The following is a 7,995-nucleotide window of genomic DNA, read 5'->3' on the forward strand; positions in this document are numbered from 1 at the left end:
TATTGAGCATGACTTTAGCGCATTAAAAAGATTGTGGATGTATGCTCCTCCTGGCACCACCATTGATGAAGTCATTCGTAATTATTGCACAAGTTAGTGTCGCATTCTAAACCGAAATGACTATACACCTAGAGGCGGGGGAGTATGTCAGTACAATGGAATTGGGGGTGTTGCCAAGGGGCGCATGGCTGTATCCTATCGGCAGATTCTCCTGGAACGGGATGGGCAACCACTGAATGAGTCCCAGGTGCGGTTACTGCTGCGACAGGTGCTCAGCCAACTCCGGCGATACCACGAGCGGCAACAGGCGCATGGGGGGGTGAGTCTCAGTACGATTCAGCAGGTGCCGCAGGGGTGTCAGTTGCTTCCCCCGACCCGGACACCGGTGAGGGCAACGCCCCGGCAGGACATTGTGGCGCTGGCTCAGGCGGCAATTACCCTGTTGACCGGCTATCCCCCCAGCCCGGATTGGCTCTGGCAAGAACACTGTGAGATTGACCCCGCGCTGGCGCAGGTATTGACGCAAATGCTGGCCGGAGCGTTTGACCAGGCGGGTCAGGTGCTGGCGGTGTTGGTACCGGATGAGGGGACAGCGACAGAATTCGATACTGCCTCTTGCCGCCCGCCCCCACCTACGGTTGCGCCCGTTCCCCTGGTAGCCCCAACCGCACCCGTAAACTTGGCCGCAGGAGCTGACGCTACCGTGCGCATGCCCGTCGTGCTGTTGGTATTCCTAGGTTTTGTCTTGGGGGGTATGGTTGCCGTCGGCGGTGGGTTGGTCTGGTGGTTGTTCGTGCGGCGGCCGGCAGTGGTTACGCAGCCAACCGTTGCCCCCACCGGGCAGGGTGGCAACAGTGGCGGGCAGAAAAATAGAACCACTACGGCACTGCCGGCGAGTTTCTCGGCCGAAGAGGGGGTTGCGCTGGTGGCCTCCTGGTTGGAGGCGAAAAAAAACATCTTTGCCCCGCCCTATGATTTGGATTTGGCGGCGAAATTTCTCACGGGACCCGCCTGGACTGCTGTCGCTAAGCGAGATGGTTCGGTAGAGTGGTTGCGTAAGAATCATACGTACTATCGCTACGGTCCTGCACAGGTCACCTTGAAAAGGGTGCTGCAATCCGATGCCCATCGTCTGGTGATTGATGTGTATATTCAACAGCCGTTGCGTATGTATCAAAATGGCCGTCTGCGCCAGAGTAAAATAGACCAGGATACCTATCGCTTTGATTTACGCCGGGTGGGAGATACCTGGAAAATTTATGACCGCCGCAGTCTATAATGAAGCTCCGGAACCTGAGCGCGTGGGCCAGCCCTGGCTGTTGGGTCCAGGATGTGTGAATTTCTGAGTGGTTCAGAGTCATCATGCTGGCGGTTATGGGCCACAAAAGTGTGAATTTCATGAATCATAAAGGTGTCCTGCCTTAGCATGAACCGGTTCATCGGTCACAGCATCTATTTCTCGCTCCACCTCTACCTGTGTCCCGTCGCTCCCTGCCCAAATTCATCAAACAAGCGAGACGGTGGCGCGAACATTGGCGGCTCTCCCCAGGCTTACGCAATTTGCTGACGGCACTCACGCTGTTTTCCGGGGTGCTGGTCTTTGGGGTTTTGGGGTACTGGGTGCTGGCCGGTTGGTCGTTCTTGGATGCCCTGTACATGGTCATCATCACCATCTTTGGGGTGGGATTCGGGGAGGTGCGCCCTGTCAATACGCCGGCTTTGCGTTTATTTACTATGCTGATTATTATCCTGGGCAGTGCGGCAGTAGTAGGCACGATTGGGGCCTTGGTTCAGTTGGTGACCGAAGGGGAAATTAAGGAGGTTTTGGCGTCGCAACGGATGCAGCAAAAAATTACTCAATTACGGGATCACGTGATTATCTGCGGTTATGGCCGCATGGGCCAAATTCTGGCGCAACGGGTGCAGGAGGCCGGTTTGGACTTTATTGTGTTGGATATGGATGAGGAACGGATTCGCGAGGCGACCGAACATGGTTATTTGGCGCATTTGGGGAACGCGGAGGATGAGGAAACCCTGATCTGGGCGGGGGTGCAGCGGGCGCGGGTGTTGGCGACGGTTTTGCCCGACGATGCTTTGAATGTGTTTGTCACCCTGACGGCGCGGGGCTTAAACGAGCGATTGACCATCCTGGCGCGGGGGGAATTTCCGGCGACGGAACGGAAATTGCGTTTGGCAGGGGCAGACCACGTGGTGCTCCCGGCGACGATTGGGGCGATGCGGCTGGCCTATTTGATTACCCATCCGGCCACCATTGACCTGCTGGACCGTAATGATGGCGGCAGTACTGTCAATGAAATTCTCCACCAAATTAGTCTGCGGATGGATGAATTGCTGGTGCCGGATTCCTGTCCGTTGGTTGGCTGTACGGTCAAGGAGGTGCAGGGGCAGGGGGAACGGACGTTTTTGGTGGTGGCGCTGCGGCGGGCAGATGGTCAGTTGTTGCGCAATCCGGAGTCCCACGTGGTCATTCAACCGGGGGATACGTTGATTGTGGTGGGCCATCGGCGGGATATGCCTGCGCTGGTGCAACAGTTTCGTTTGCGGCGGCAAATGCAGTCTTGGGGGGCGCGCCGGGGTTAGACTGGTACTAGCTTTCATTCTCCTGTCTGGAGGTTTGTGGGCATCCCCAGCTATGTTCGCCGATGACCAACCGGATTTGGCCAGTCCCCTGGATACCTGGCAGGAAACCCCCGATCCGGACCCGGAGGTGATGTTGGCGCAGTTGACCGCCAGTGACCCTTTGCAACGGATGCAGGCGGCGCGGGCGTTTTGTGAATTGCGGGATGAACGGGCGGGGGAACGGTTGATTCCTTTACTCCAGGATGCCTGTCCTTTGGTGCGCTTGAGTGCTGCCTATGCCCTGGGGCGCAATCCCACGCCAGCCGCTGTGCCCTTTTTGCTCCAGCAGTGGCGCCACGAGACCAATGGCTATGTCCGCAAGGGGATTGTCTGGGCGTTGGGGTACAGCCGGTCGGCGCAAGCTGTACCAACGTTGATCCAGGCCCTGCAACGGGACATTCCGGCGGTGCGGTTGTGGGCGGCGAGTGCCTTGGCCCACCTGCTCCCGACCCAGCCCGAATGTCTGCCCCTGGGGGTGCAAACCCTCTGCCAGGCCCTGCAACAGGACCCGGTAGCTGCTGTGCGGAGCAACTGTACCTGGGCCTTGGGACAACTGCCCGCCGAACAGTTGCCGGAAAACCTCTATCTGCAAGTAGTGGAAGCCCTACGTCAGGGGCTGCAAGACGGAGATGCCGGGGTGCGGGACGATAGCTGGAGCGCTCTGTTGAATTTGGGGGTTACCGCCGGTCTGCCGACCCCCGATGAGTTAGCCCTTTGAAGCGGGGGAGGGTAATCGTTGCCACGGTTCCTTGGCCGGGTTGACTGGCAAGGTGAATGCTCCCCTGGTGCGCCTGGACAATGCTTTGGGCAATCGCCAGCCCCAGCCCACTGCCGCCGCTTGCCCCCCTGGCCCGATCTACCCGATAAAACCGGTCAAACACCCTCGGTAACTCCGCCGGGTCAATCCCCACCCCCGTATCCTGCACGGTTACCACCAGGGTGTCCCCCTGGGGTTGCAACCGCACCCACACCTGCCCCCCCGACGGCGTATATTGCCAGGCATTGCGCATCACATTGGTCAACAACCGCCCCAACTGGCTGTAATTCCCCCAGACCGTGAGGGTATCGGGGTTGTCCAGGGTGGGCAATTCCAGGTGAAACGTCACCCCTTTGGCCTGCGCCAACGCCGCCTGTTCCTGGGTCACCTCCATCACCAAGGCATCCAAAGGACAAGGTTCCTCTGCCACCACCCCCTGGGTATCCTGCCGGGCCAGAAAGAGCAAATCATCCACCAGCCGTCCCAACCGCTGGATCAGGCCGCCCATCGCCTGCACTTGGGGGTGTTGGGGATACTGAGCATGTAATAACTCCCAATTCATTTGCAAACTCGCCAAAGGGCTGCGCAGCTCATGGGACGCATCGGCGGTAAACTGCTCCAACCGCTGATAGGACTGCCGCACCGGCGCCATCGCCAAACCCGACAAAAACCACCCTGCCCCGGCCACCGCCACCAGCGCCACCAGCCCCCCCACCGTCAAATCCACCAGCAATTGGCGCACCGGTTTGGTCACCTCAAACCAGGGATGGCTGACCCGCAAATACCCGAGCAATTGCCCCTCTCGATAGACAGGCTGGGTCACCTGCCGGAGTGCCTCCTTGCCGCCCAGGGTCACCGTTTCCCGCCACACCCCCGGATGCAACCGCGGCACCACCGCCATATCCAACGTACTCCAAAGGCGCTCCCCCGTCGGGGCAAACCACTCCAAAGCCACCCGATCCTCCGCCACATCCGTCGGCCAATAGGGCGGCGCACTGGGCAAGGTCGCCACCACCACCTCCGCCACATGGTCTAACGTGTCATCAATCCGTTCGCTCAGGGTGGTTTGCACGTACCCATAACCCGCCCAGGCAAACACCACCAGCAAAACTGCCGTCACCCCCACATACCAGGCCGCCAGACGGCGACGCATTTGTTGAAACATAGGCACGCAACACCGTTAAAAAAATAGCTGCCAGCCTGCTTTCTAGCGTAAGCGAACCGCTACTACTTCACCTTGGGTAAGGCCGGAATTTAGCTGCTATGCGTTTTGATAAGGCACGGGTAACCGTTAATTGGGGTGGCGGTAAACCAGCCCAGAGGCTCGCGGTTAGTAAAATAACCGCAGGGCTACGAGAAGCCTCCGACTTTAGTCAGAGGTAGTTTACCCCCGACCAAAAACTGTACGTAAACCGAATTGCACCTTTGGGAGGGCGGCTGTTTTTTAAGAGAAAATCCAGGGACTAGGCGATGCACGACGTGTGGGGCGTAAGAGGCGGTTAACTTTGGGGTTCAAGGGGAACCGCGCCAGAATGTTAGCATTAAAAACGAGGTAAGCATGTGTATCCTTGGGTAGGGTGAGCCAACAACGGGAGTAAAGTGATGCAACATAGGGGAACTGCCTGGGTCAACCGGATGCAACGCGGGGTCGGGGCGCTGGTGGCAGCAATGGTGCTGGTAAGTAGTGGTGGAGCCGTACTGGCGCAGGGTTCCGGTTGGACGCTGTGGGGCGGGCCGAAAAAGGAATTGCGCTATTGGGCGGATTCAGGGCAGGTCGGCCAATGGGACCGCTACTACCTCAATGTACCGCGGCAAAAGATTGCGGTTGTGGAGTATTACATCACCTACCCTGAACATTACCGGGGAGAATTGGACACCAATGCTGTCGAGGTGGTGCGCAGCCGTAGCTGGGGCAAAGACCAGCAAAAGTTCCGGGTGGGGGAAGTGGTTTTAGACAAGGAAAATCGGCTGTTGCGGATTACGCTCATTGACCCGGTGCCTGCGGATACGCCGGTAGATATTGTGCTATCGAATGTGAAAAATCCCCGCCATACGGGGATGTATTTTTTCAATTTGCAGGTGTTGAGTCCGGGGGATATTCCCTTACCCAGACAGGTGGGGACTTGGGTGATCACCCTATCGCCCTAGGGTAAAATAACCTTTATTTGCTTGTTATTTGCCTGATCCCAAACGGTTATGCTCAACCCGCAACTGAGTGATTTTGGTCGCACCATGACCCGTCTAACGGGGGTGCGGGCAATCATGAAAGATATTGTGGAAACCCTGCAAGCCCGGGCGGGGGAGGATTTGATCAATCTCAGTGCGGGGAATCCGGTGATTTTGCCGGAGGTGGAGCAGTTGTGGCGGGATTGCACCCAGGCCCTGTTGGCCAGTCCTGATTACGGGGAGGTGGTCTGCCGTTATGGGGCCAGCCAGGGGTATCAGCCCTTGATTGATGCGGTGGTGGCGGATTTCAACCAGCGCTATGGCCTACACCTTACGTCCCGGAATGTGTTGGTGACGCCAGGCAGTCAAGCCCTGTACTTTTTTGCGGCCAATGCCTTTGGCGGGGCGGGACGGGAGATTGTCTTACCCTTGAGTCCTGATTACACGGGCTATGGGGGGATTTGTTTGATGCCCGAATCCCTGCGAGCGGTGCGACCGACGCTGGAGGTGGATGAGCAAAACCACGAATTTAAGTACCGTCCTGATTTTGACCAGTTGGCGTTTGGTCCGCAGACCGGCTGTGTGATTTTTTCGCGGCCCTGCAATCCGACCGGGAATGTGTTGTCCGAGGAGGAGGTGCGCCAGATTGCGGCGATGGCGGCCCAATGGGAGATTCCGGTGTTGGTGGATTCGGCCTATGCCGCGCCCTATCCGGCGTTGAACTTTACGCCGATGACCCCGGTGTTTGCCCCCAATATCGTGCATTGCATCAGCCTGTCCAAGGCAGGGTTGCCAGGCGAACGGGTGGGGATTGCCATTGGAGATGAGGGGATTTTGCGGGCGATTGAGGGGTTTTTGACCAATGCCTGTATCCATGCGTCCCGGTATGGGCAGGCGTTGGCGGCGCAGGCGATTGCGTCGGGGGCATTGGCGCATTTGTCGGCAACGGTAATTCGTCCCCATTACCAGCAGAAATTCGCGCTCTTGGCGGCAGGGTTGCGGGCGGGGTTGCCGGGGGATTTGCCCTGGTTTTTGCATCGGGGTGAAGGGGGGGTGTTTGCCTGGTTGTGGTTGCGGGATTTGCCCATCAGCGACTGGGAACTGTATCAGGAATTGAAACAGGCGGGGGTGATTGTGGTGCCGGGGCATACCTTTTTCCCAGGGTTGCGTCAGGAATGGCGTCATACCCGGCAATGTGTGCGCATCAGTCTCACTGCTTCGGTTCGGGATATTGAGCGAGGGATTGAACGCTTAACCCAAGTGGTGCGGCGGGTCATGGCACAACGCACGGTCTCGAGTTTGGTTTCTTAACGCGCCTTGAACGCGCGGCACCGGAATGACCGCTTTATTTTCCCCGATTTTCTCAAGCAACTTATGGGCATCCTATCCTTTATCTGCGATGACTTTCGTATCTTCTTCTTACCAGTTCTCTATCAATTCTTCCCCTTGAGTCATCTCATTTCTTTCTTACATAAGATCAACACAACCTAGCAAGTTGAAAACTTGGTTTTCATCCCCAACCTGCTGCATTTATAGTCATTTCAAACAAGTTTGCGACATTCGCCTTTACCTGTAAACCCTGTCCTAGAAGGGAATACAGTGATTACCAGTGCCTCAAAGTGTTGCATTCTCTTGTGAAACGACTATAGTTAAGCACAAAGCCACCCTTTAGGCGTAGCCGTGCCGGAGGCATAAGAGCGGGGTTTTAGCCTAATCCGCCGTTCGCGCAAGCGGGACGTAGTCCTTGAAGCCCCGCTCTGTACCCATAGGGTCAGAGTCGGGATGAAAGGCGGGGGTGTTCTGATTTTCTATATATTGTCGCAGAACAGAGACAGTTACTCCTCCGCAGGAAGCAATAAAATACGATTCATTCCACAAAACATCTTTCCAGTAAATTTTGTCGAGGTACTCCATAAACTCACTCCTAATCCTCCGACTAGAGACAGACTTGATGTTATTTACAAATTTGGACAAGTCATTTGTGGGTAGTATTGGAAAAGTAAATGAATATGATCCGCTTCGCCATTAAATTCAATTAGCTTGCAGTTCCATTTTTGACAAAGGTCATACAAAACTTCGTGCAGGCGCTTCAACATCTCGCCAGTGAACACTTGACGACGGTATTTTGTTGTCAAAACCCCCTGTCTGGAAACCTGAACTATAAAATAAGGGCAAGTCATCAAGGAACAGCGAACGATGAAGGGCAGGCAGATTGCAGGGTGGGCGTTGGCGGCGAGTGTTCTGGTTGGAGTGCCGGTGGGGGGTGTTATGTATCCGTCCCTGCCTGTGCTAGCCCAGCGCAATCAGGGGGCTGATGTTGAGGCGTTATTGAAACGAGCAGTGGAACTCACTCAGCAGGGGAAATACGCTGAAGCGGAGCGGCTGTATGGACGGGCGTTAGGGATTCTGAATCAAGAACTGCCCAAATTAAG

At 56.5% G+C, this 7,995-nt stretch carries 7 protein-coding genes and 2 pseudogenes; 7 read left to right on the plus strand and 2 right to left on the minus strand.

The window, feature by feature from the left end; translation table 11 throughout:
* The 4 genes and pseudogenes from ACWISF_RS06810 to ACWISF_RS06825 all read left to right on the plus strand — a co-directional run.
* Positions 1–97 (plus strand): annotated as a pseudogene (locus ACWISF_RS06810) (IS630 family transposase); the annotation flags it as partial.
* 87 nt (positions 98–184) lie between these two features.
* The gene (locus tag ACWISF_RS06815) at positions 185–1,279 is read left to right on the plus strand and encodes an ARC6/PARC6 family protein (protein ID WP_448380834.1); all 1,095 of its coding nucleotides are present in this window, start codon (positions 185–187) and stop codon (positions 1,277–1,279) included.
* A gap of 197 nt (positions 1,280–1,476) precedes the next feature.
* A complete protein-coding gene (locus tag ACWISF_RS06820) occupies positions 1,477–2,601 on the plus strand; it encodes a potassium channel family protein (RefSeq protein WP_448380835.1) in 1,125 nt (374 codons plus the stop codon).
* A 52-nt stretch (positions 2,602–2,653) separates the two neighbouring features.
* The gene (locus ACWISF_RS06825) at positions 2,654–3,358 is read left to right on the plus strand and encodes a HEAT repeat domain-containing protein (RefSeq protein ID WP_448380836.1); all 705 of its coding nucleotides are present in this window, start codon (positions 2,654–2,656) and stop codon (positions 3,356–3,358) included.
* On the opposite strand, the gene ACWISF_RS06830 is transcribed toward ACWISF_RS06825, so the two are convergent.
* A complete protein-coding gene (locus ACWISF_RS06830; RefSeq protein ID WP_448380837.1) occupies positions 3,318–4,562 on the minus strand; it encodes a sensor histidine kinase in 1,245 nt (414 codons plus the stop codon). The genes ACWISF_RS06825 and ACWISF_RS06830 overlap by 41 nt on opposite strands.
* A 437-nt stretch (positions 4,563–4,999) precedes the next feature.
* Between ACWISF_RS06830 and ACWISF_RS06835 the strand changes: the two genes are divergently transcribed.
* On the plus strand, positions 5,000–5,545 hold the full coding sequence (locus ACWISF_RS06835; RefSeq protein WP_448380838.1) for a DUF2808 domain-containing protein: 546 nt from the start codon (positions 5,000–5,002) through the stop codon (positions 5,543–5,545).
* A gap of 48 nt (positions 5,546–5,593) precedes the next feature.
* Complete coding sequence (locus tag ACWISF_RS06840) at positions 5,594–6,874, plus strand: valine--pyruvate transaminase (RefSeq protein ID WP_448380839.1); 1,281 nt, start codon at positions 5,594–5,596, stop codon at positions 6,872–6,874.
* A gap of 399 nt (positions 6,875–7,273) precedes the next feature.
* On the opposite strand, the pseudogene tnpA reads toward ACWISF_RS06840, so the two are convergent.
* A pseudogene (gene tnpA, locus ACWISF_RS06845) lies at positions 7,274–7,743 on the minus strand (IS200/IS605 family transposase).
* 16 nt (positions 7,744–7,759) lie between these two features.
* Between tnpA and ACWISF_RS06850 the strand changes: the two are divergent.
* The coding region (locus ACWISF_RS06850) for a hypothetical protein (RefSeq protein ID WP_448380840.1) at positions 7,760–7,995 on the plus strand (236 nt) is incomplete at its 3' end.

The sequence above is a fragment of the Gloeomargarita sp. genome (assembly GCF_053491055.1).